A 21,960-nucleotide genomic window follows, 5' to 3' on the forward strand; every position below is an offset into this window, starting at 1 on the left:
TTTATATGTTAATTCCCTGTCTCTCCTTTAAAATTATCTCGCCATCTTAAAAATTTCACTTCTAGTAAACGTACGAGGGAGTCAGAAAACTTCCCGACGAATGCAAAGATAATAATACCGACAAATACGATATCTGTGTTTGAAAATTGCCTTGCATCCATAATCATATAGCCGATACCTTCAGTAGATCCCATAAGTTCTGCTACTACTAAACTCACCCATGCAACTCCTAAAGATAATCTTGCTCCAAGTAATAGGTTTGGCAATGCGGCGGGTAAAATCAGTTTCGTAATAAATTTTCTTTTACTAAACTCTAAAACTCTCGCAACATCAAATAATTTTAAATCTACACCTCGTATCCCTAAAAACGCGTTTACGTATAAAGGAAAAAATGCGCCGTCCGCAATTAATAATACTTTCGATGTCTCTCCAAAACCGAACCATAGTACGAAAAGCGGTGCAACTGCTAAATGGGGCACAGTTCTTAACATCTGTACAGACGGATCTAAATATTGCTCACTTCTCATTGAAAATCCAACAATCGTTCCTAAAATAATTCCTAAACTCCCGCCAATAAAGAAACCAGCCGCAGCCCTGAATACACTAATACTTAAATGACCGAATAACTCTCCTGTTTTTATAAGTTCTTGAAAAGCTAGAAATATATCTAATGGCGTTGGTAAAACAGTTTTAGAAACTAGATCGAATACGCCAGCTAACTGCCAAATAATTAATACGACAATTGGTATCGTGATCGCTCTTACTAACACCCTTACATTCGTTTTCCGTACTTTCTTTACATTGTTTTTGCCAATCGTTATACTCGCCCTTTTCATAACAGCTTTCGTATTCTCCAATTTACAAAACCTCTTTTCAATTCGCCTTTAACGCTTTTTCTACGTAAGAATTGTCTACAACTTTATCTGTCTTTATTTCTTTCTTTATAGAACCGAGTTTATATTGAAAATCCGCTGTCTTTTGTTGTTCGGTTATTATTTCTTTCGTTACTGGAACTAAAATTGGCTTGTCGTGATCAAACACTTCTTTTACAATTTCAGCATCTATTTTCTTTGCAGAAGTATATATTTTTATTGCTTCATCTAAGTTTGACTCTTGCCACACACGTGCTTTTTCATAAACTTTAAGGAATTTCTCAACTAATTCTGGATGTTCTTTCGCAAATTTTGTTCGCGCAATTAAAAATTCCGGAGAAGAAACATTTAATTGTTCACCATCTGTAATAACCTTGGCACCTTTATTTAACGTATGTAGCGAAATGAATGGATCCCAAATTGCCCATGCATCTACTGACCCTGATTCAAATGCCGGCTGTGCCTCATCTGGCTGCAACTGAATGACATTTACATCTTTCGTATTGATACCTTCTTTATCTAATGCTCGATATAATAAATTAAATGCGCTACTTCCTTTTGCTACTGCGATTTTTTTACCTTTTAAATCTTTTACACTCGTAATCTTGCTATCTTTTTGTACAAGAATGCCTGTTCCTTTTCTCGCATAACTTGTATTGGCGATTTCAGTAAATTCGATACCTGCTGCTTGAGCGGAAATAACTGGAGAGTTGCCAACTTCACCAAAGTCTAATCGATTTGATGCGATTGCCTCAAAATAAGGAGGTCCGCTTTGGAACTCTGTCCATTTCACCTTAACTCCTTCTTTTTTAAACTCCTCTTCAAACCATCCCTTTTTCTGCGCCAGTAAGAGCGGGCTTAATCCTTGTTGTATACCTATTTGAATGGTTACATCTTCTTTCTTACTACTTGCTGTACTTTTTTCGCATCCAAATAAAAATAGAGATATAGCTAACGCAAATGAAAGAACTTTACATGTTTTATTCATATATAATCCACCCTTTTCCTATATACTCGTTTGAACCAGTCCCCCATATTCAAACTGATGTAGCACTTTCGTTCGAAGTTGTTGGAACGATTGAGAAGTTTTATTTCGAGGGTAAGGCAAATTATTTTCAATCACTTTATGTATTTTTCCAGGCTTTGCACTCATGATAATCATTCGGTTTGAAAGATATATCGCTTCGTCTATATCATGAGTGACGAATAACATTGTCGTTTTCTTCTGCTCCCAAATTTTTAACAGTACTTCTTGCAAATGACTTCTAGTAAAAGCATCAAGTGCCCCGAATGGTTCATCGAGTAATAATACATTCGGATCTCTTAATAAGGCTCTCGCAATCGCAACACGTTGTGACATCCCGCCTGAAATTTCTTTCGGATAAGATTTTTCAAAACCGTCTAACCGAACAATTTCAACCCATTCCTTTACCTTATCTTTTACATACTTATCTTTTAACGACAAATCTGCAGCAATATTTTCTTCAACTGTTAGCCATGGAAACAAGCGGTGTTCTTGAAAAATAAACCCTTGTTTCTTACTCGGTTTTACGATTTGCTCCCCATCAATAACAACCTTACCTTCAAATTCGTCATCTAATCCCGCAACAATTTTCAAAAGCGTACTTTTCCCACAACCACTCGGTCCGATTACAGTGACAAAATCTCCTCTCTCTAATTGAAAATTAATATCTTCTAATACTTGGACCGTACCAGTTTGTTTCGAAAAATATTTTGATACCCCATTAATTGAAACAGTCACTTTTCCCCCTCCTTGAAATGATTCATTTAAATGAACAGATTCAGTATTTATATAATAAAAAAACCAAAGGCATTTCATTACAAAATGAAATGCCTTTGGTTTCTCCAATCAGCTATACGTTATTGAATTACCTACATATTATACAAATATTTCCGATAAGTCAACTAGGTTTTAATGAACGTTATTTATTTTTAAAAATGGTAGCAGTTTCTGAAATGATGTTCGGAAGCGATTCTTGAATTGTATTTTTGACTGTATGAAGAGCTCTTTCTACATATCCGTCTTCAAATTGTTCTAACGGCTCAGGCAATTCATCCTCATCCAATATAAAAAACTCTCCACTTGGAAGTACCATAATATCAAGGATTAAATCTTCGAAGGTTACCTCTTCATCCGTTATACAAGTATTCTTTACAATATTATAATAAGAACCTAGGTAACTCCCATCCCGATCTCTCCAAACGTATAAATTATATGGACGATTTCCCCAGTAATATGCAACCGTATAACTTCCTTTTTGGATCGTTAACTTCGTATCGTTTGCTGTCATAGTAAAAGAGTACTGTACTTCATGATATAAAACAATTTTATCTTGCTGCGTTTCTATCAATAAACAAGCATGATCTACAGTTGTAGCATCATAGCGAATTTTCCTTTCAATAATTTCAATCCCTGTTGTATGTAAGCAACTCATTTTTAAATTCCCCTTTAGTTGTAGTTCTTTCATTATAAACCTTTTTCCACTAAGAAGCCGTTCAGTGAATTCGTTTCTTGTTTTATTAATATAATCTCATTTTCTTGCCCACAAAAAAGCTCCTTCTAAGTTAGAAGGAACTCCAGTTGTATCATTATTTTATAACCCATGATTTATATGCCTTTACTTCTAAACGAAACTTAGATTCTTTTAGCCACTCTACAGCATTACATACAAGAGGAGATGAATTATCTTCAGTAATACTTTCTATTGGAATCCATCTAGCTCCTATTGAATCTTGACCTTCAAATTGTTCCGGTACTTTGAATTCACCTTCACACCTTTCAACAACGTAAAAAACTGCGATATGATGAACATGTGTGTACTCCTTGAATTTTGATGGGAATTGAAAATCAACTGTACCTATTTGTTTTACTACCTTCACTTTCAGCCCAGTCTCTTCTTTTATCTCTCTATGAAGTCCAGCTAATAATGATTCCCCCTGTTCTAAACTGCCTCCAGTTAAATCATACCGATTTCTATATGGACCTTTTATTTTATCAATTACTAATATGTTATTGTTTTCAATACAAATGCCGTACACACCAAACGCACGATGAAAATTAGTAGCATTATTCATGCTTCAACTTCTCCAAAACCGCATCATAAAACTTCCGTTCCTCATCAACATTTAAGTGGACACGACTTACTGTTTTAGAAAATCCATATAACAATCGCGCCTTCACTGGCTCTTTTAGCGTTATTTCAAATGTTGGAGGTTCCTTTATAAATTCCATCACAGTTGCGTCAAGAACCTCTTTCTCTTCTTCTTTCTTTAAAGATTCGCCTTTATAAAACGCAATTTTATCAATCTGTGTAAATGGTATAACAATTTTCTTTCCTAATCCGATTTGAATGATTAACTTTTCTTCCACAACAATGATTGGATTTTTACGCATTGCTTGTATTTCAGCTAAAAAATAAAACATTGCATATATGTTTAAGACAAGTAGAATCCATGCTAGTACTGGATTCCATTGATGAAGTAAATAATGAAAACCGATACTTTCTATTAAGGTAGCATGAATGATCATAATATATACACCTATTGCACCAGTCTTTTTGTGATAAGAATATACGGATTCACCTTTTGGCACTTTTTCACGCCACGATAACAATGCATAATAGATTAACTTACACTCTGTTACAATGATATCTACTAATTTATTTCTTTTCATAGTAGCATCAAACGCTGCATCAATGGCATAAGAAAATGAAGAATATTCTCTTCTATATTCTTTAAATCGTTTGAATGTTTCAGGAAGCACTTTAACGATTTTATAAAGAAGGAATAATTCTAGACCTATAAAAGCAATTTCTCCCACAACTATTATATAAGAAACGTTTGAAAAAGCTTGTAAATAGTTATTTGGAATTATAAATCTCGCAAAAATATAACCAGCTATTACAACCGGAAATATATACGTTAACGAGTATCTTTTTCGAATAATAAAGAAATACGTGATGACTGGAATTACAAACATACAATCAAGCAAAGAGCCAAGCACTACTTCTTTCGGAGCAGCTGGTACAATCGGAAGGGCATACAATAAATAGTTTGATAACAAGATGAAAAATATTAGTCCAAACCAAATACCTTTTCGCCTTCGTGATAGTGTGGCATTCATACGTTCACCCTCTATTTAAAAACCTCGTCTAAATGATTTTTATAAAATGAAATGGCACGTTCATATTCTTTTACTTCCTCTACTTTCAAAACTGTTTCAAGTAATAATTTCATCGCGGATTCATGATCGTTTACGTTATATTTTGCTAATGAGAGAAACACTTTAATCACATCATTATCCGGAAACTGCTGCAAACCTGTTTCTAAAACTGTAATTGCTTTGTCATATTCACCTATACAACGATATGTACTGCCAAGACCGATATATGCACCACAAAGTGACTCACCATCAAGACCATTTGCAATTGCCTGTTCATAATACGGCAAAGCCTCCGTTTCAAGTCCCATTACATCATGTATCCAGGCACATTGAAACAGCACTTCGGCATCCCTCGTAAAGTTTGTTAACCCTATAAGTATCTCTCTCGATTGCGCATATTTCTTTTCATTTCTTAGTTTTATAGCTTGCTTTAATAAATGTTCCATAGAATCCACTCCTCACCAATTATTCTATGTATCCAACTTGAATGGTTAATGTTCGTGTAAAAGTAAAATTCTCATAAATTAAAGTTTCGCTTACCTATATATACTATGCAGATCCATTCTTATCCAAATACTTTTAATTACATAGTAGTGATACGATTACATAGTACTTCTAACCTTTTGACAATTTCTTTCGCTGTTTCATCTTTCCCGTTACATAACTTCCCTTTACCGTCTTGTCCAATTACGTGGTGTACCGCTCCCCGTGAATATAAAGAATGTGGTGAATTAGCAATCATTACACTTGCCTTCGCTTCTTCCATTCTTTTCTTCGCTCTTTCAAACAGTTCTTCTTCATTTATATCGCTTTCAAGTTTAAAGCCAACGAGTACCGTTTCTGAATCCCACTCTTTTATTTGTTTTAATACTTTTGGAGCCTTTTGAAAATGAATAATTGGTGCTATATCACTTGAAATTTTCCCGTTCATATCAAGAACATTACCATTTTGATCACAAATTTTGTCTACAATCCAATCTGATCCAGCGGCTGCCATAATAACCGCATCTACTTTTTCATGCGTAATTATACTTTTCATTTTATCTTGTAAATCAACAATTCCTTCAAATGGATGTAATTCCAATTGATTATTTATATCTTTCGGTTTTTCAGCGAAATAACCGTGTAAATATATAACATGTGCCCCTTTATTAATAAGCTCTTCGGCAATTATCCTCCCAATTGTGCCTTTCGCCATATTCGTATGACCGCGTACTTGGTCCCATTTTTCTAAACAACCACCACTCGTAATTAATACTTTTTTCCCCTTCATTGTAACCATCCCTTACTAATTTTTCTTACGAAACCATTCTGTTCCAAAGTCAACGATATCTCGTTGCTTCATAAGACGACACGTTGCATTTCCTATTTTTCCATTTGTTACAGTTCCTTTTCGCTCAAACTCTACACCAATTTCTACAAACTTATCAGAATCGTAATCCATATCAACAAACTCTTTCCATACTCTTTCACCATTCTCTATAATAGGTGCTCCTACTTTTATTAACTCACATGCACCAGTACGTACTTCAGATAAATGTACAGACGTATTGGAATCATACCCAACACCAATTAATAATACATATCCGTCTAAATCGTATATTCTTCTTAATGGAGATTCCTCTCCTAAACTCATTGATAGCGACTGATTCATCGTTATTTCTGCTGCATACTTTCCCCATGCGGCGAAACTTCCTAATGGATGGTTGCTACGTACTACATTCGGATATGTACGAAAACATTCAACTACTTTTCCCATCGCTCTTGTTGGTGTAATATGTGGCTCAAATGCCGGGACATTATCCCTGATAACTTGCCACCATTCTTCAGGTACAGGTGGTCTTGACCAATGTTTCGGATCAGATAAATCCGAAGATTGAGTTGGCATAATAATTGTTCCCTCTTCCGTAATCACTTTCATTAACGCCTCTACTACAGCAACTGCTCCGCCAGATACCCAACCAATAGAACTTAGCGAAGAATGCACAATAACCGTCATTCCTTTTTCTAACCCTAATTTTCTTAAATCATTTGAAATTGTTTTGATTGTATTTGGCAATGGTGTACTTGCCACTATGTCATTCATTTTCACGATTGTTCCCCCATTTTGTTTTAAACTACTACATACATATATTATCATATTTTTCTTAATTTTTAACTTAATCATTTTCATCCACACAACAAATGGTAATATATTAATTTTATATAACAACAGAAGAAAAATAAAAGCGTTACGTCAAACAATAATAACACTAATATAAACGAAAGAGCTCATCAAAAATGATGAGCTCTTTCGTTTATCCTTCAATTGTAACCCCTGTAAACATCGATAAGTTTCCCGTGATTTTCTCACCTACACGTAAAAATAACCCTGCGGCTCTCCCACTAATACAGTGTGAACCAATTAATAGTTTACCAGTATACGGACCATCCCATGTGTCAATTGTATAGTCAGGCATTTCTATGTATTGCTGGTATATTTTTCGCTGTTCAAAGTAATACTCCGTTTTATCTTCAGCTAATAGTTCATCATTTTCGTATATAGATACCCCTCCACCTTCACGGCCGTATAAAGGCTTAGAAACATATGGTTCATTTCTTTCTAAAAATGGCTTATTTGTAAAATATGTTGGTATGAAGTAGTTCTGAATGATTTCTCTCTCTTCTTTCTCAAAGAAAACTCCCTTTTCGAACAGTTGCCAAATTAATGCGAGTACACTTTTATTTTGCATAAGAAAAGCTGCAGGTGGATTAATGATTTTCACTCTTCCTTGCGCTATATGATCTAAAAACTGAAGTCCAATTCTTTTCCCATTTTTATCAGTATCTGAAACTAAATATTCAATTGGATATAGTCTATATAAATAATGGATTCGTTCACCATTTTGCGCATATATACCATCATCTGCAACGACGATATCTTGTATTCCTATATAGTCCGTTGATTGAGCTAAGCAATAGCTTCTTAAAAATTGAACTGTTTGATGATCTTCATCGTGCCAATCATAACTAGTAAAATATATCGTCTCGATAGGACTTATATTATAGTCATGTTTAATTTGTTCCCACGCCTGCACAATATGCTCTTCTATATGATTTGGATGATTCACATCGTGATAACGGCACAACACTTCATTTGCGACAGACGGCTCTAAATAACCTGTTGGTGTGTCACAATTTATTTCTATTAATTTTATATCTTCACCATTTACGATAAAGTCAAATCTTGTAAAATATGAAAACAAACCAATATGTTTCATTCTCACAATTTCCCACGTTTCAGCTGGGCATCCTAGTTTTTGAAAATCTTCTGTCGTATTTACAATATATTGATACGTTCTATATAATACATACATAATTTCCTCTGTCGCTTTTGAAATTGCAGTATACGTGTTTACTGGCATACGATACATACCCGTTGCCATATATTGATTCCATTCTTCTTTCTCTAAAAGGCTCGGCCATGTAAATCCATTCCTACCAGCCTCTTCCGCAAGTGAAAACCATACTTTCATATACTCTTTTTGCTCTTGTTCTGTATACATGACTCCATTTTCCTTTCGTATTATGATCCAGCTGGTGCTTTTGCATTCCCAATTCCACTGGAACCAGAATTCACTTTCGGCGTTTGTGTCGTAGATGATTTCGGCGTATTTGTATCTGGCGTCACTTTATTTGAGGAATTTGGCTGTTGTTTATTTAAATCCACTTTATTGGAAGAGTTATTATTGTTACTGTTAGTTCCGCCGTAAGAACCTCCACCACCGCTTCCACCAGTTCTACTTTGGTCTTTTTCACGATATGGAATAACATTATTTGCATACGGTTTCTTCATTATATTTGGTTTTGCTGTATAATTCATATTTGTAGTTCTGCTTGCTAGTAAATATCCTGCTACGAATGGAAGTATTGGTAAATGTGAATTTTCATTATACGATGAAAATGACGGATTCATTTCCTTACATAACTCATCATTTTCGACATTTTCATTAGTAGGAGTTTTATCGTCACAATTTAATGTTTCTTGTTCATTACCTTGTTTTCCACCATCTGTTTTAACAGCTGTACTTTCTTTCTGGGCCGTTTCTTCTTCGTAATCGCCACAACCCGTTAATAAAAAAGATGACACCCCTATTGAAGTAGCAATTTTTATAAATTTACTTTTATCCATTCTCATGTTTTATACACCTAATTCCTTTTATCTATATTTTTCCAGATATCTTTATTATATAATGTATATGTTAATTTTTTCAAACTAAACCCTATATGCACATTTGCATATTTTATGCTTTTTATTCCATGAATGAAAACAAACTACCATTAGATTATAATTTTATTTATAGACTATAATAAATTGAAAGACGACCTAATACCCAGGTCGTCTTTCAATTGTTTTATTTTTATATATTAAACGTCTCAATAAAATCTCTAATGGCCCATTCAGATTGTTTTTCTCCATTATTGTAGCTAATATGACAGACAATATCCAAATACTTATAGCTACCAATGCAGCAAGAGCGTTACTTACATGCCCTCCTAAATCAAATGCTACAGGTGATAAAAGTATAACAAGCAGTGCCTCATTCAAAACAAAAAATGTTAATGAGCGCTTTCCCAAAGCAATTAATGAAAGGCTATAGTACCCTAGATTTTTCAATCTGCTCCCTATTATACCGAAACCCGTTGCATATGCTAATCCTCCAACAATTCCAGTTAAAATGTGGATTCCATTTATCATTCCAGCTGTAAATACACTTGGATACCATATAGTCCCTATAAAAGATAGAGGCAAAGCACCTATTAAGGATATTACTAATCCTATAATTGTTATAAAATATAATTTTTTCAAATGTTGCTCTGGTTTTATTAATAATTGATATCTAGCAATCCACAAACCAAGAATTACCGAAGGAAGAATTGGGAACATAAAATGGATGAGAACAGGTATAAAAGGAAAGAAAAGTAATCGCATCATTGTAGTACTTAGATACGTGTCTTTTGCTGAAACATCTGGTGAAAAACCATAATCGCCTATTGCTTGCATATTAAATCCCCATATTATTGGAATAAAAATGATATACAATATAGTGATAAACGTAAATGTTCGAATTAATGTTTTCATTTTACACTTTAATAGCGGGCTAACAAGAAGCCCCGCTACACCATAGGCCATAAGAATATCTTGCCCTCCAATTAAAACTGCTAACACAACCCCAAACAGTATTAAATACCAAGAGCGTCTTCTTACTATTTTTACAGTATGATTTTCATTTTTCCCTTTTGATATTTGCCCTTCGAGTGCTAGAACCAAACCGTAGCCTAATAATACGGCAAACATCGCTCTTGCACGGTTATCAATTATGAATATACCAAAAAGGTTTACAATTTGATCAAAGAAACTACCGCTTTCCACCCTATGCATAATTCCAGGATCTGCAGCATACAAGTAAAGCGGTGCATGGGCAAGTACGATTAATAGTAACATAGTACCTCTTGCTAAATCTAATGAGACTGCACGCTTCTTCTCAATTGCTCCATTATTTATTGATTTACTCATATTTTACTTCCTTCCTTAGCAGCAACTAACCATTCCGATCCCCCTTACATTTTTATCAAAAACTAACAACTAGTTGCTATTAAAATTAGAACCCATTAAGTGAAACTTTAAGCAGTGGCGGTCTCGTTCATCACCCACTGATTATTATTCTGTACCAATTGGGCTTTTACGGGCTTCAAGGCTTCCACCTAGCTTCCTTTCTCCAGCCGAATTTTGAGGTGGGAGTTTTACTGTCCACTAATAGCGGGATACATATAAAACGAACTATTTCTTCAAATCCTATTCCGGATATTATATTCTAAGATGATTTTAATATGTTTTATTTTTAAAATACACATGAAACCTTTCAATCCCCGGATACTTTTCTCCTAAACTTTTAACCTGAAAACCAATTTTCTTATAAAATTCTACTGCCTCTTTGTCTGTCTCTGCTTCTACATAAGTCAATTGATGTAGTCTTACTACTTCCTTGATCATTTGCAACGCAATTCCTTTATAACGATATTGCGGAACGACTGCTATATGGCAAATTCTCGCTTTATTTGCTCCGATTATTTCAATACCTATACAAGCTTTTTCTTCATATTTATAAAAAGTCCCTTTATTCTTTTCATAAAATAAAACTGATTTCTTTAAGCTAGTTTCACTTGGACCAATTGCATACTGTAGTACATGTAAAATTGAATCTTTTTCAATTTGTTCAACATGCTGTAAATTCATTCTTCCATCCCTTTCTATGAAAAAAGATTAGCTCTTTATAAAAAGAGCTAATCTCATTACGCCGTTATTTTTTCTTCTTTCTTCACAATGACCGCTACATAACTATGTAGTATCATTCCGACAATAACAAGACTCATACCAATCCAAGATAAAGATGACGGAATTGGAGCAGATAGTAAGATGAGCTCTCCTACTAGCGCAAATAAAACTTCACCGGATTGTGTTGCTTCTACTGTTGCTAGTTTTTGCGGATCATCTTTTACAAGATCTGTAGCAAAGAAGAATAATACTGTCGCGATTAAACCAGAACTAACTGCTACAATAAAACATTGGAAAACCTGGCTACTTGACGGTAGCCCGCCTGTTGATACTTCATAACCAGATAGTAAAAACCAAAATGGTAAACTTGCTAATGTCATACCGAGAACTCGCTGGAATACATCTAACTCTCCTTTACAAACTTGCATCATTTTCCGGTTTCCAAGAGGATACGCAAACGCTGCAATAAAGACAGGAACTACACATAAAACAGTTTCACGAATTCCTAATGAAGAAGCATGTTCTACTTGCATGAGTACAACACCACATAAAATAATACCCGACATAATTAATTCCTTCATTGGAAGTTTTTTATGTAATGGATCTACTGCAAAAAATGGTGTTAACAAAATCCCTGCAACGATCGTAATTTGCCATGTAGATGCAACGAGCCAACCAGGTCCAAAAGCTCCAGCAAAACTAAGTGGTGCATAGAAGAGACCAAATCCTACGATACTCCACACTAGCCATTCTTTCGGATTATTTTTCATATATTGAAAGAGTTGCTTTAAATTACCTCTATACATGACAATAAGTAAAAGCATTGGAACCATAAAGTAGTACCGTAATGAAGCACTCCAAATCCAGCTTCCACCTTCTAAGTCCATTGCCCGGTTTAAAACGAAGGTAAAGGCAAAGAAAAATGATGCCAATATTCCTACTGCAATAGCTTTCATTATAAAACCCCTTGTTTAGTTTCTTCTTAATACTATACAACAAATTAAATATAATTAAAATTCGAAATCTTTATCTCGCATCTATTCTAGCCCTATATAGTTTTCTTAACTGACTAATATGAGCTTGATGGTACCGATTATGATCGGCTATATGCCATATCCCCCACCTTATAGTTGCATTTTCTCCCATTTCATAAAAAACTTCCCGTGTTAAATCATTTTCTGTTAGTTTCATACATTCCTCATATAACATACGTTGCACAGCTTCATAATCTTGCATTAATTGTTGCAGCGTATATTTTCTTAAACTTGGCAGTTCTCCTACTTCATTTAACATAGGTCCATATATATTTTCAAGTGCCAATGGAACTGCTTCTCCTTTTAAGCGATACACCCAATGTAAATCAACAACTGATAAATGTTGAAGGAGTTGCCCGATATTATTTTCAATATTTTCTGACCCTTTAAAAGACAGTTCTTTCTCACCAGTACCTTCTACTAACTTTTGCAATCGTTTATATGTATCTGTAACCATCGCATACAAAATCGCTACTTGTGGGTTCATATTTTTGTCTAAATGGAGATCTTTCATACTAAACTCCCTTTCTTACAAGAATAACACCATATATTCATCGTCACTATATACACCGTTCATTTTTAAAGCTCTTTTTTCGATTCCATACGTTTGAAAGCCCATTGATTCGTATAATTTTTTTGCTGGTTCGTTTGTGGACACAACACCTAGATTTAATTGTTCCAAATTCATTTCACTTGCCCTTTCAATTGCCTTACGTATTAACTCACGTGCAAGGCCACTTCTTCGATTACTTGCATCTACATACATCGCAACGATATGACCTTTATGTTTATATGCCTCTTTCTCTTCTGTTAGTAAAGTGACAACCCCAACTAATTGATGATCCTCATTAAAAGCACCAAATGTACAGCTAGTAGTAGCTGTTAAATTACTCTCCACTCGCTTAATAGGATTTTCCTGACGAATTGCCTCTTCATATGTTGTTACAAATGCCTCTGGATTTACTTGTAATGCTTGTAAACGTAAGTCCCAATATTTATTCGCGTCTTCTTTCGTAAGTAATCGAATCATATTACTTCAGCTCCTTTAAGTTTACATAATATTTTTATAAGTTACTATTTAAAGATTCGTATTCTTCTCTTAACATACTATATCGATAACGATGAATGAACTTCCCTTGACGTAATCGATCATTTCTCATTAACCCTTCACAAACAAAACCAGCCTTTTCATAACTCTTTCTAGCTTGAAAATTATCTTCATCTACACGTAGCCAAACTTTTTCTAATTCAAATTCATAGAATGCTAGATGTAACATACTATATAGAGCCGCTATTCCATACCCTTTACCCCAGTATTCTTTATTACCAATCGCGATTCCCAGTTCTGCATTTTGATTTGTTTTATCAAAATTTTTAAGATCTACCCATCCAATATGTATACCGTACTCAACAGTGATAGCTCTTTGTTCATAGCCATTTTTCCGATTTATACATGCTTCAATCCATTTTTTCGTTTCTTCACGAGTAAACGGTGGATGTTGATCTGGTACAACTAGATGTTTTGTTACTTTTGTATCTAATGACCATTGATATCGATCTTCTACATCATCTAGTGTCAGTTCTCTTAATTGAACGAATGGTACATTCATTGCGTTATCCCCTTTTTATTTTCCTATAGAAAATCCTTCGAACATTCTTCCTCCATACTGTTCTAGCGTTTTTTCTACAAAAATAATTAATTTACTTTTCTCTCCCGTTGTATAAAAATGATCAAACGCCGCTACAAATTGATCTGCATATTGTTCATCATATTTTCTAAGTACCCTTATAAACCATTTTGAATTACCAAGCCATTTACGATTTACTCTTAATACATATTCATGTACTAAATCAGCTAATAAATTCGCGATAAACAATTCTTCTTCTCTTTTTGTCGCCCCGATAAAGTCATCCAAAGTATCCGTAATAAAATATCGCTTCTGCTTCATCATTTCTTCAGTCCATTTAGCTGGTCCTTTATTTAGTAAATCATTTGCTTCTCTTTTTAATTCCTCAACAATTTCATTTTCACCTTTTAATACAATTCCCTCTGAAACTAATTGTGGCAATGAGGGTCTTCCGCGATCACAATCCATTTTAAAAAAGGTTTTATACGTTTCAAAATTATGTACAAACACCTCAACGGGCCATCCATTACTATAAAAAGATTCTCTATAACAAGATGACAAACTACGATCTATTATTACAATGTCCAAATCAGATGTTTTTGTCGCTTCCCCTCGTACAACGCTTCCTCCCATTAAAGCTACATCACAATTCGAAAATTGTGATGTAATGATGCTTTGTGCCGCTTCCATTGGTTTCATAGCCGTTCTCCTATTCTTATTTCACTTTCTTTTGTTCAGCTCTTTCTCTCGCTTTTTTTATATACGGCTCTGCGTCTGGTGTTTTACATGACGTTGCTCCGTGATCAACCTTTACTTTTCCAATTTCACGTGCAATTTCAATCGCTGTTTGCTCTAAGTCTTCATTACGAATTCCTATCGCGATTAATGCACTATTCATCGCTTCTTTTTTTCTATTTTTTTCATTATGTATATTTACTTTAATTTCTTCTAAATACGGAGAGAAGAAATCATCTTGTAACGTTTTATTTTTAATCGCTATATTTGCTAATAAAGACCAGCCTGCTCTTCCAATCCATTCATCATCAGACTTTGTCCATTCTTCCATTCTTTCTATCGCGATTGGCGACGTACAAATAGCGGTCATCAAAACGTCCATTAAACAATAATAATCAACTTCCTGTACCCATTTATTTAGTTGTGCTGTCGTAACTTTCTTCGGATCTAAAATCATAGTCGCTAAAGTCATTACATCCATATTTTTTGTTTCCCATAATAAAATCGCTAAATCATGATCTTTTTTTATCTTCTTTTTTAACAATTTTAAATTGGCAAAACTAACTCCAAATAACGGCTCTTTCGCCCCATGATTTTTAAAGATCTTACGATTTTGTTCTGTTCCATATTCCTCTAGTTGCTGCATTACTTCTTCAAGTAACATATGCCCACCTCTTTTATATTTTGTTGACTCCACATATGTATGTACGTTATATTCTACATTATTTTCTTGTTTTCCTATATTTATTTTTTAAGTTCGGTAAGTGAAATTTTACAAACGTGCTTTTAAGCAACAGACACTCTTTTCACTAGCATAATCCCCCACTAGCACACTCATTGGATTTACCATATATGGATACACAAATTACATGCATTCTCATTCAATTCTCGTTTCATTTTAGTCACCTGTAAAACATTGAAATCTTGCATACTTTTGACCAAACTTTTTTGTGCTTGTAAAAAAGTTTTTTTGCAATTACCGCCCTATAATTGCTAATATAGTAGAGTAGAACTTTTATAGAGAGAAGGAAAATTATGCACAATGGAATTCGAATGACAACTTTAGTAAAAAGGGCTATGTTGATTTGCGCGGGGATATTATTTACATACGAAGCAACTTTAGGATCAACACATAATGCTCTAGCAAGTACAGAGGATGAAACAAAATCTGTTCAACTTGTAAGTGAAATTCAATCATCTCTTGCACCGAAAGAAGCTCCAAAACAATATAACGGGCAAGTTAGAAAAGTCGCTTACTTAACATTTGATGATGGTCCTGGAAAATACACAGCCGAGCTTTTAGATATGTTAAAGAAAGAAAATGCAAAAGCAACATTCTTCCTAATCGGTTCAAATGTAAAAGCATTCCCGGAACTTGTAAAACGTGAAGATGCTGAAGGCCACTATGTTGGGATGCACAGTATGACTCATAACTACAAGAAACTTTACACTGAAGGTCATTACGTAGATGAAATGAAAGAAGATCAAGGCTTAATCGCTGGCGTTCTAGGTAAATCACCAGTATTAACTCGCCCATCTTACGGCTCAATGCCAGGGTTAAACGAAGCACTTCGCAACAAAGTTGTCGAAAATGGATTAAAAGTTTGGGATTGGACAATTGATTCTTTAGACTGGACATACAACAAAATGCCTGTTGATGCTGCATCAGCTAAAATTGTACAAAACGTTGTAAATGGAGCTGACAAGCCAACAGAAGTTATTCTAATGCACGATATTCATCCACAATCCGTTAAAGCAGTACCTGGAATTATTAAAGGACTGAAAGAAAAAGGATATGAATTAGAAAGTTATAATGAGAACGAACACTTCCCATTAAACTTCTGGCATGATAATCGTATGTAATGTGAAAGACTCTATTTCCTCTAGTAGGTTATTGAGTCTTTTTTTCGTATTGGGCATTACTTCTCTTATATTCGATTCCCCCTTCTTCCTTTATATCAATGGGATATAAAAACCACATTAATTTAACTAAAAAACAAAACATGTTATTCTAAAAACGACTAGTACGAAATTAAAACATATATATCAAAATACAGTAAGAAATTATGGATTGAATATACAAATTCAATCCTATTTTTATATTATCAACACTTTAGCACATATTACTCTTAAGGAGTGATGTGTATATGGATTTCTTTTCAACCGAATATTTGTCTGCCCTACTTGCCATCATTGTAATTGATTTAGTGTTAGCTGGGGATAATGCCATTGTAATTGGATTAGCAGCAAGGCGATTACCGAAAGATCAGCAAAAGAAAGTGATTATATGGGGTACTATCGGGGCAATCGCGATTAGAGCCCTCGCTACCTTAATTGTCGTTTGGTTATTAAAAATACCAGGACTACTTCTAATTGGTGGTGTACTCCTAATATGGATTGCATACAAGTTAATTGCTGAAGGCAAAGATCATGATATTAAAGCAGAAGAAGGATTTTGGTCTGCTATTAAAACCATTATCATTGCTGATGCATTAATGGGTATTGATAATGTGCTCGCTGTTGCAGGAGCTGCGCATGGTAATTTTTCTTTAGTCATCATCGGACTATTAGTATCCATTCCAGTCGTAGTATGGGGTAGTACATTAATTTTAAAATGGGTGGACCGATTCCCTGTCATCATTACAATTGGAGCAGCTGTTTTAGCTTATACTGCCGCGAAAATGATTGTAGATGAGAAATGGTTCGCTGGATTTTTCGAAAGTAACCCTTTCATAAAATGGGCCTTTATCATTATTATCATTGCCGGTGTAGTATTCTTTGGAAAAATGAAACAAAAAAAGAAAGATGTTTCTATATCATAACAACGTTATATGTACAAACAAAAGCGCTACTCATAGGAGTAGCGCTCTTTAATATTTATTTCGTTTCTCCGTCTTCAGTCGTCTTTACCTTCGTTTTATTTTTATCACGATGGTTATAGTTGTACTTCGAACGATCTACCGGTGTAAATCCTTCCGGTGTATAGAATCGTAATAAGTCACCGTTTACGACTTGGTCAGAGTATTTCAGTGATTTTTGAACCATTTGTTCATTTTGTTTTACTTCGTCTGTTAATTCAACAGGGTTACCAGTCGCTGTATCATAGTATTTGCCGTTCAGTGCAGTAACCGTTGGACTTACGAAGTTACCGTTACGGAATGGAACAACTTGTTTATGCTCTGGTGATAATAAATCTGATCCAAACTGGACATAATTTTTCGTATCTGTACCTAGTAAGTGTAATAGTGTCGGAAGAACATCAATTTCTCCGCCGTATTGATGTTGTACGCCACCCTTCATTCCTGGAACACGAATGATTAATGGTACACGTTGCAGTTGTGCATTTTCAAATGAGTTCATTTCTTTACCCATTATTTGAGACATTGCTGCGCCATGATTATCAGAAATACCGTAATGATCACCGTACATAACGATAATTGAGTTATCGTATAAACCAGATTGTTTCAAGTAATCCAAGAATCCTTTTACAGACTCATCTAAATAACGTGCTGTTTGGAAATACGTGTCTACTGATGAATCGCCTGTTTTAGCTGGTTCAATCGTCGCTTCCTCTTTATCAATCGGATAAGGGAAATGGTTTGATAACGTAATGAACTTCGTATAGAACGGTTGTTTCAATGTTTGTAATAATGGAATGGATTCGTTAAAGAACGGTTTATCTTTTAATCCATAGTTTACTACATCTTTTTCGTTCATATCGTAGTATGACGCATCAAAGAATTTATTAAAACCAAATGATTTATAAATCTCGTCACGGTTCCAGAATGTTTTATAGTTACCGTGGAACACTGCTGATGTGTATCCTTGTTGACCTAAAATAGCTGGTGCTGATTGAAACGTGTTATGAGCTTTATTTGTAAAAACAGATCCTTGTGGTAATCCAAACATTGAGTTTTCTAGTATGAACTCCGCATCAGATGTTTTACCTTGTCCTGTTTGATGGAAGAAGTTATCAAAGTATAACGTATTCGCATCTTTTGTAAATGAATTTAAGAACGGTGTAACTTCTTGCCCATTTAATTTATAATCGATTAAAAAGTTTTGGAATGATTCTAAATGAATATAAATTACGTTCATTCCTTTTCCTTTACCAAAGTACTCAGGATTTGGACTTGCATATGTTGATGTAAGATAATTTCTAACCTCAGTCATATTATCTCCATCAGCTAACGCTCGTTCTGTTGATGCTTTCGCACTTTGAATGCCATCATAAATCGTATAGTTGTATGCCCCTAAATATTTCACAATATAATTACGGTCAAATGTTCTTGTTAATAATTCAGGACGATCCGATTCTGCAAGACCTAAGTTAATGCTGAATAATAAAATACCTGCTACAAATACTAGTGATAATTTATGCTTCGCAACACGGATAGGTTTTGGACTTGCAAATTTTGTTGCGACTAAAACAATTAAAATGATTGTATCTAAGAAATATAGTGGATCATATGCGTGTAGTAATGCAAAAATACTACCACCTAAATCTCCAAAGTTATTCGTTTGTGTTAATGTCGGGAACGTAATAAAGTCGCTGAAAAAGCGATAATATACTACGTTTGCGTATAAAAGTATAGACATTAACAAATTAATAACAATTAACCAAATGTAAGCACGTTTCCCCTTTGCAAATAATGCGAGCCCTAAAAATAGAACTGCTGAGCTTAACGGGTTGAAAAACAGTAAAAACTTTTGGATTGTGTTGGATATCCCTAAATTAAATTCTGTCACATATGCTGCGTATGTTTTTAACCAGAATAAAACAACGGCAAACACAAAAAATCCAAAGTGATTGCTTAACACACTTTTGCTCTTTAATAAGAACTTTTTCATCTCTCCACCTCTTTTGATCATCCAAGGCTTATTTTGATATAAGTCTGTCTCTCTATTCAATTTTTAATCTCCAAATAGATTTTATTTATTTTACTATATGAAGAATATTAGTAATTATAATTTGAAGCTATTATTTATTCAACTATTTCTTTACAAATATTTTGACCTTGGTTTCTATTTAACAAAATAATTTTGTAACATTTTCTGTTTTCTCCCAAGTCTCATCCACTAATTATGACTCCACATACTATAAACCTTTATTCACTGCTTCGCAAATAAATATGTCTCCAATTCTGGAACATTAATGTAATATAATGAAATTCACAATAGAAAGCATGTGTTTTTTTCGATGTATTTTACATCGCTTCATGCATTTCAAGTTTATTCATGATGCAGCCATTTCTATAGTTGCAACATCAACAGGTCTTCCCTCACCTAAAGTTATTTCTGTATAATTATTCACAATTCATAAAAACACTTATTAGAAAAAAAACCTCGCTCTCATAACGAGAGCGAGGTTTTTCATCATTTATTATTGACCTTTGTACATTGCATCTACTTGTTTTTGAAGTTCTTCATTTTCTAAGAACTCATCGTAAGTAGCCTCTTTATCAATTACACCGTTTGGCGTTACTTCGATAATGCGGTTTGCAATTGTTTGTACGAACTGATGGTCATGAGATGTGAATAACATTGTACCTTTAAATGCGATTAAACCGTTGTTTAATGCAGTGATAGACTCAAGGTCTAAGTGGTTCGTTGGATCGTCAAGTGTGATTACGTTCGCACCACTTAACATCATTTTAGATAGCATACAACGAACTTTTTCGCCTCCAGATAATACAGAAACTTTCTTCTTAACTTCTTCACCTGAGAATAACATACGGCCTAAGAAACCACGTAAGAAGCTTTCTGACTCATCTTGTGGAGAGAATTGGCGCAACCAATCAACTAAGTTGGAGTCACTGTTCTCAAAGTATTTAGAGTTATCTCTTGGGAAGTAAGATTGAGATGTTGTAACGCCCCATTTGAATGAACCGCTATCTGGCTCCATTTCACCCATAAGGATTTTAAATAATGTTGTCATCGCAATATCGTTACGACCGATAAATGCAACTTTATCACCTTTATTTAAAGTGAAGTACACATTATCTAACACTTTTTCACCATCAATTGTTTTAGAAAGACCTTCAACAGTTAATAAGTCATTTCCTATTTCACGCTCAGGTGTAAAGCCAACAAATGGATAACGACGTGATGATGGTCTAATATCATCTAATGTAATTTTATCTAATAATTTTTTACGAGAAGTTGCTTGTTTCGCTTTAGATGCGTTTGAGCTAAAGCGTGCAATGAAGTTTTGTAACTCTTTTACTTTCTCTTCTTTTTTCTTATTAGCATCTTGTGTTAATTTTAAAGCTAATTGGCTTGACTCATACCAGAAGTCATAGTTACCAACATAAAGTTGAATTTTACCGAAATCAAGATCAGCCATGTGCGTACAAACTTTATTTAAGAAGTGACGATCATGGGATACAACGATTACTGTATTTTCAAAGTTCATTAAGAAGTTTTCTAACCATTGAATCGCTTTTAAGTCCAAGTGGTTGGTAGGCTCATCTAGTAATAGAATGTCAGGTTTACCGAATAATGCTTGAGCAAGTAATACTTTTACTTTCTCTGCCCCAGTTAATTCTGACAATTTCTTATCATGAACATCTTCACCAATACCTAAACCTTTAAGAAGGATTGCAGCTTCTGATTCTGCTTCCCAACCGTTAAGCTCAGCGAACTCACCTTCAAGTTCAGCAGCACGCATACCATCTTCATCACTAAAATCTTCTTTCATGTAAATGGCATTTTTCTCTTGCATAACTTTATAAAGTTGCGTGTGACCCATAATTACTGTTTCTAATACTGGGAACTCTTCATATTCGAAGTGGTTCTGTTTTAATACTGCTAGACGCTCACCTGGCGTAATATGTATGTCACCTGTTGATGCTTCAATTTCTCCAGATAAAATCTTTAGAAATGTCGATTTACCAGCACCGTTTGCTCCGATTAAACCGTAGCAGTTACCTGGCGTGAATTTTATGTTAACATCTTCAAATAATTTGCGATCCGCGAAACGCAAACTAACGTTACTTACTGTAATCATTTGTGTCCTCCTACTAATACCGCTTATTTCAGCGTTTTCTCACCGATTGTCTTAAAAAATCGCATATTACGACTCAATTATTGTAGACTATAGCTATTATATAGTAGAAGATGGATGAATAGCAACGGTTGATTGCTATTCATCCCTTTTCTACCTTGAATAAAATGTATGTTTTTAACGAAA

General features: G+C 34.4%; 23 protein-coding genes. 2 read left to right on the forward strand and 21 right to left on the reverse strand.

Annotated elements, in window-relative coordinates:
- Nucleotides 1-8: 8 nt before the first annotated feature.
- The 19 genes from FOT98_RS02385 to FOT98_RS02480 form a co-directional block, all read right to left on the reverse strand.
- Entirely contained in the window at nt 9-857 is an 849-nt protein-coding gene (locus tag FOT98_RS02385) for an ABC transporter permease (protein WP_063259992.1), read from the reverse strand.
- A gap of 16 nt (nt 858-873) precedes the next feature.
- Entirely contained in the window at nt 874-1,860 is a 987-nt protein-coding gene (locus FOT98_RS02390; RefSeq protein WP_063259993.1) for an aliphatic sulfonate ABC transporter substrate-binding protein, read from the reverse strand.
- An 18-nt stretch (nt 1,861-1,878) separates the two neighbouring features.
- A complete protein-coding gene (locus tag FOT98_RS02395; RefSeq protein WP_063259994.1) occupies nt 1,879-2,634 on the reverse strand; it encodes an ABC transporter ATP-binding protein in 756 nt (251 codons plus the stop codon).
- Nucleotides 2,635-2,815: 181 nt separating this feature from the next.
- Nucleotides 2,816-3,328: a ribonuclease FAU-1 family protein gene (locus FOT98_RS02400; RefSeq protein WP_063259995.1), complete on the reverse strand. Its 513-nt coding sequence runs from the start codon at nt 3,326-3,328 to the stop codon at nt 2,816-2,818.
- 154 nt (nt 3,329-3,482) lie between these two features.
- Nucleotides 3,483-3,968, reverse strand: a complete 486-nt coding sequence (locus tag FOT98_RS02405) for an NUDIX hydrolase (protein WP_063259996.1) — start codon at nt 3,966-3,968, stop codon at nt 3,483-3,485.
- On the reverse strand, nt 3,961-5,016 hold the full coding sequence (locus FOT98_RS02410; RefSeq protein ID WP_063259997.1) for a hypothetical protein: 1,056 nt from the start codon (nt 5,014-5,016) through the stop codon (nt 3,961-3,963). The genes FOT98_RS02405 and FOT98_RS02410 overlap by 8 nt, the downstream gene beginning before the upstream one ends.
- Nucleotides 5,017-5,027: 11 nt before the next feature.
- On the reverse strand, nt 5,028-5,501 hold the full coding sequence (locus FOT98_RS02415) for a tetratricopeptide repeat protein (protein WP_063259998.1): 474 nt from the start codon (nt 5,499-5,501) through the stop codon (nt 5,028-5,030).
- A 137-nt stretch (nt 5,502-5,638) separates the two neighbouring features.
- The gene (locus tag FOT98_RS02420; protein ID WP_063259999.1) at nt 5,639-6,328 is read right to left on the reverse strand and encodes a phosphopantothenoylcysteine decarboxylase domain-containing protein; all 690 of its coding nucleotides are present in this window, start codon (nt 6,326-6,328) and stop codon (nt 5,639-5,641) included.
- Nucleotides 6,329-6,343: 15 nt separating this feature from the next.
- Nucleotides 6,344-7,141: an AAC(3) family N-acetyltransferase gene (locus tag FOT98_RS02425; RefSeq protein ID WP_131801867.1), complete on the reverse strand. Its 798-nt coding sequence runs from the start codon at nt 7,139-7,141 to the stop codon at nt 6,344-6,346.
- 211 nt (nt 7,142-7,352) lie between these two features.
- Nucleotides 7,353-8,600, reverse strand: a complete 1,248-nt coding sequence (locus tag FOT98_RS02435; protein ID WP_063260001.1) for a glutathionylspermidine synthase family protein — start codon at nt 8,598-8,600, stop codon at nt 7,353-7,355.
- A gap of 20 nt (nt 8,601-8,620) precedes the next feature.
- A complete protein-coding gene (locus FOT98_RS02440; protein ID WP_063260002.1) occupies nt 8,621-9,232 on the reverse strand; it encodes a hypothetical protein in 612 nt (203 codons plus the stop codon).
- A gap of 189 nt (nt 9,233-9,421) precedes the next feature.
- Complete coding sequence (locus tag FOT98_RS02445) at nt 9,422-10,612, reverse strand: DUF418 domain-containing protein (protein WP_063260003.1); 1,191 nt, start codon at nt 10,610-10,612, stop codon at nt 9,422-9,424.
- A gap of 309 nt (nt 10,613-10,921) precedes the next feature.
- Nucleotides 10,922-11,332: a GNAT family N-acetyltransferase gene (locus FOT98_RS02450; RefSeq protein WP_063260004.1), complete on the reverse strand. Its 411-nt coding sequence runs from the start codon at nt 11,330-11,332 to the stop codon at nt 10,922-10,924.
- Nucleotides 11,333-11,388: 56 nt separating this feature from the next.
- Nucleotides 11,389-12,327 (reverse strand): DMT family transporter, encoded by a 939-nt coding sequence (locus FOT98_RS02455; RefSeq protein WP_063260005.1) that lies wholly within the window; start codon nt 12,325-12,327, stop codon nt 11,389-11,391.
- 70 nt (nt 12,328-12,397) lie between these two features.
- The gene (locus FOT98_RS02460) at nt 12,398-12,919 is read right to left on the reverse strand and encodes a DinB family protein (protein ID WP_063260006.1); all 522 of its coding nucleotides are present in this window, start codon (nt 12,917-12,919) and stop codon (nt 12,398-12,400) included.
- Nucleotides 12,920-12,934: 15 nt separating this feature from the next.
- Nucleotides 12,935-13,435: a GNAT family N-acetyltransferase gene (locus tag FOT98_RS02465; protein WP_063260007.1), complete on the reverse strand. Its 501-nt coding sequence runs from the start codon at nt 13,433-13,435 to the stop codon at nt 12,935-12,937.
- 34 nt (nt 13,436-13,469) lie between these two features.
- The gene (locus FOT98_RS02470) at nt 13,470-14,015 is read right to left on the reverse strand and encodes a GNAT family N-acetyltransferase (RefSeq protein WP_063260008.1); all 546 of its coding nucleotides are present in this window, start codon (nt 14,013-14,015) and stop codon (nt 13,470-13,472) included.
- Between the two features lie 15 nt (nt 14,016-14,030).
- Nucleotides 14,031-14,732 carry a nucleotidyltransferase domain-containing protein gene (locus FOT98_RS02475; RefSeq protein WP_063260009.1) on the reverse strand — a complete coding sequence of 234 codons (702 nt, stop codon included), beginning with the start codon at nt 14,730-14,732 and terminating at the stop codon, nt 14,031-14,033.
- Nucleotides 14,733-14,748: 16 nt separating this feature from the next.
- Nucleotides 14,749-15,432: a DNA alkylation repair protein gene (locus FOT98_RS02480; protein ID WP_063260010.1), complete on the reverse strand. Its 684-nt coding sequence runs from the start codon at nt 15,430-15,432 to the stop codon at nt 14,749-14,751.
- A 371-nt stretch (nt 15,433-15,803) separates the two neighbouring features.
- Here FOT98_RS02480 and FOT98_RS02485 point away from each other — a divergent pair, with 371 nt between their 5' ends.
- Entirely contained in the window at nt 15,804-16,631 is an 828-nt protein-coding gene (locus FOT98_RS02485) for a peptidoglycan-N-acetylglucosamine deacetylase (protein WP_063260011.1), read from the forward strand.
- 284 nt (nt 16,632-16,915) lie between these two features.
- Entirely contained in the window at nt 16,916-17,590 is a 675-nt protein-coding gene (locus tag FOT98_RS02490) for a TerC family protein (protein WP_063260012.1), read from the forward strand.
- A gap of 55 nt (nt 17,591-17,645) precedes the next feature.
- On the opposite strand, the gene ltaS is transcribed toward FOT98_RS02490, so the two are convergent.
- Complete coding sequence (gene ltaS, locus FOT98_RS02495) at nt 17,646-19,619, reverse strand: lipoteichoic acid synthase (protein WP_063260019.1); 1,974 nt, start codon at nt 19,617-19,619, stop codon at nt 17,646-17,648.
- Nucleotides 19,620-20,151: 532 nt separating this feature from the next.
- Complete coding sequence (locus FOT98_RS02500) at nt 20,152-21,777, reverse strand: ABC-F family ATP-binding cassette domain-containing protein (protein ID WP_063260013.1); 1,626 nt, start codon at nt 21,775-21,777, stop codon at nt 20,152-20,154.
- Between the last annotated feature and the right edge of the window lie 183 nt (nt 21,778-21,960).

The organism is Bacillus sp. HY001, assembly GCF_007558965.1.
GTDB classification, from domain to species: Bacteria; Bacillota; Bacilli; order Bacillales; family Bacillaceae_G; genus Bacillus_A; species Bacillus_A mobilis.

Coding starts and splice junctions, on each gene's coding strand:
- FOT98_RS02410 (WP_063259997.1), bottom strand. CDS start 5,016: ATGAATGCCACACTATCACGAAGGCGAAAAGGTATTTGGTTTGGACTA.
- FOT98_RS02455 (WP_063260005.1), bottom strand. CDS start 12,327: ATGAAAGCTATTGCAGTAGGAATATTGGCATCATTTTTCTTTGCCTTT.
- FOT98_RS02500 (WP_063260013.1), bottom strand. CDS start 21,777: ATGATTACAGTAAGTAACGTTAGTTTGCGTTTCGCGGATCGCAAATTA.
- FOT98_RS02415 (WP_063259998.1), bottom strand. CDS start 5,501: ATGGAACATTTATTAAAGCAAGCTATAAAACTAAGAAATGAAAAGAAA.
- FOT98_RS02440 (WP_063260002.1), bottom strand. CDS start 9,232: ATGAGAATGGATAAAAGTAAATTTATAAAAATTGCTACTTCAATAGGG.
- FOT98_RS02405 (WP_063259996.1), bottom strand. CDS start 3,968: ATGAATAATGCTACTAATTTTCATCGTGCGTTTGGTGTGTACGGCATT.
- FOT98_RS02490 (WP_063260012.1), top strand. CDS start 16,916: ATGGATTTCTTTTCAACCGAATATTTGTCTGCCCTACTTGCCATCATT.
- FOT98_RS02420 (WP_063259999.1), bottom strand. CDS start 6,328: ATGAAGGGGAAAAAAGTATTAATTACGAGTGGTGGTTGTTTAGAAAAA.
- ltaS (WP_063260019.1), bottom strand. CDS start 19,619: ATGAAAAAGTTCTTATTAAAGAGCAAAAGTGTGTTAAGCAATCACTTT.
- FOT98_RS02435 (WP_063260001.1), bottom strand. CDS start 8,600: ATGTATACAGAACAAGAGCAAAAAGAGTATATGAAAGTATGGTTTTCA.
- FOT98_RS02445 (WP_063260003.1), bottom strand. CDS start 10,612: ATGAGTAAATCAATAAATAATGGAGCAATTGAGAAGAAGCGTGCAGTC.
- FOT98_RS02470 (WP_063260008.1), bottom strand. CDS start 14,015: ATGAATGTACCATTCGTTCAATTAAGAGAACTGACACTAGATGATGTA.
- FOT98_RS02400 (WP_063259995.1), bottom strand. CDS start 3,328: ATGAGTTGCTTACATACAACAGGGATTGAAATTATTGAAAGGAAAATT.
- FOT98_RS02460 (WP_063260006.1), bottom strand. CDS start 12,919: ATGAAAGATCTCCATTTAGACAAAAATATGAACCCACAAGTAGCGATT.
- FOT98_RS02450 (WP_063260004.1), bottom strand. CDS start 11,332: ATGAATTTACAGCATGTTGAACAAATTGAAAAAGATTCAATTTTACAT.
- FOT98_RS02485 (WP_063260011.1), top strand. CDS start 15,804: ATGCACAATGGAATTCGAATGACAACTTTAGTAAAAAGGGCTATGTTG.
- FOT98_RS02390 (WP_063259993.1), bottom strand. CDS start 1,860: ATGAATAAAACATGTAAAGTTCTTTCATTTGCGTTAGCTATATCTCTA.
- FOT98_RS02480 (WP_063260010.1), bottom strand. CDS start 15,432: ATGTTACTTGAAGAAGTAATGCAGCAACTAGAGGAATATGGAACAGAA.
- FOT98_RS02475 (WP_063260009.1), bottom strand. CDS start 14,732: ATGAAACCAATGGAAGCGGCACAAAGCATCATTACATCACAATTTTCG.
- FOT98_RS02465 (WP_063260007.1), bottom strand. CDS start 13,435: ATGATTCGATTACTTACGAAAGAAGACGCGAATAAATATTGGGACTTA.
- FOT98_RS02425 (WP_131801867.1), bottom strand. CDS start 7,141: ATGAATGACATAGTGGCAAGTACACCATTGCCAAATACAATCAAAACA.